We start from the raw sequence: 1,425 nt of genomic DNA, 5'->3' as shown, positions 1-1,425 counted from the left end.
GTTTTGATCAGCCTGATTTTTGTTAAGTGGATCAAGTGGTCGAAGAGATTGTGGTTGAATTTGGGTAAGGCGGTTTTGATGACTGTTTTAGCAACTTTGATTTACACAGTACCGTTTTTGTCAGAAGAACTATTTCAAAAGTACGGCGTGCCAGACCGTCAAATTCTCAAAGGATTAGACTTATGGCAATTGATCAAAGCAAGTTATGACAACAACGCCTTACGTTTGGTTGAAGGCAATACTTACAATATTGGTTTAATTATCTTATTAGCACTAATTGCTGGAATCTTCTTGTTTAGAAAGTTTTCAAGAACTTATCAGGCTATCTATCTAGTCTTCTTAGCAACATTTTTATTATCAACTAGTCTTTTTCCATGGCACATCCTCCAGAACACACCAATCGAAGTTATCCAATTTCCATATCGGTTGTTAATGTTTGTAACTTTATTCGGAGCGATTGTTGCTACTAGGATAGTTGAAATAGGGTTGGGAACATATCCGAAACAATATTTTCCAATCTGTGGTGGCTTGTGGACGAATTCAATAACCAATGCTGCACAGGGACAATTATTGCAGAATCCAAAAACTCGTATCACACGAAAGATGATTAGAGACGATAAGATACCAAATTCTTATTTGGAACAGTATGTACCAAAGACGGGACAAGCAATGCTGTATACGATGACACAACATAAGATCAAGGTTAATGACAAAACTTATACCCAAGAACCAATTGAAAATAATCATGGTAATGACTTTTATTTAACCGACATTAAAAAAGGTGACGTAATCGATTTGCCATATGTTCGTTACAAATATACCAAAGCTAATTTCAATGGTCAGAGTGTACCGGTTCAACTAAGCAAACGGGGATCGGTTCAAATTATCGCCCCCAAAGATGCTGCAGAAGTCACAGTACATATGTATTATGGCAATCGTAAACTCTTTGGCTTGGCATTAGTAATCAGTACCTTGGCATGGATCTGGTTAGTTTTTTCGAGCATGATTGTAAAGCTTTTTGGTATTTAAAAAAAAAAAAAAAAAGCTAGCGTAAATTGAAATAATTGAGTTTATCAGGGGTGATTTCCAACAGGTGGCGGTATTTCAACCTTGAATATTAATAATATAAAAAAATATTACGGATACACTAGTCCGGAGCAACAAAGAAAATGGGCTCAGTAGTGAAATTCTACGTTCCAGCCCAATTTTCTTTGTTGCGGAGGATGGCATATAGAAAGGATATCTAGTTATACTAGGGTGATTTATTATCAAAGCATTATTAAACAAGCTTCGTACTAAACCTAATCGAATGATTTTGTCAGCAATCGTTTTGGTTCTGGTCTTTATTATTTTGATGATCTTGAATATGAAGACTATGTACACAGCTGATGATTATATATATCGGTTCGTCTACCACACTCCAGG

2 protein-coding genes are annotated in these 1,425 nt (G+C 35.9%); both read left to right on the top strand.

Features of this window, described 5'->3' with window-relative positions; all coding sequences use genetic code 11:
- A partial coding sequence (locus FHL06_RS12995) for a hypothetical protein (RefSeq protein WP_238334052.1) occupies window positions 1–1,029 on the top strand: 1,029 nt, incomplete at its 5' end.
- A gap of 280 nt (window positions 1,030–1,309) precedes the next feature.
- On the top strand, window positions 1,310–1,425 hold a 116-nt coding region (locus FHL06_RS14975; protein WP_272950471.1), incomplete at its 3' end, for a DUF6056 family protein.

Origin of the sequence: Companilactobacillus halodurans, assembly GCF_009600985.1 — a bacterium.
Taxonomy (GTDB): Bacteria; Bacillota; Bacilli; order Lactobacillales; family Lactobacillaceae; genus Companilactobacillus; species Companilactobacillus halodurans.
The sequence above is the reverse complement of the archived record's forward strand: the minus strand, read 5'-3'. Positions and strand labels throughout refer to the sequence as shown.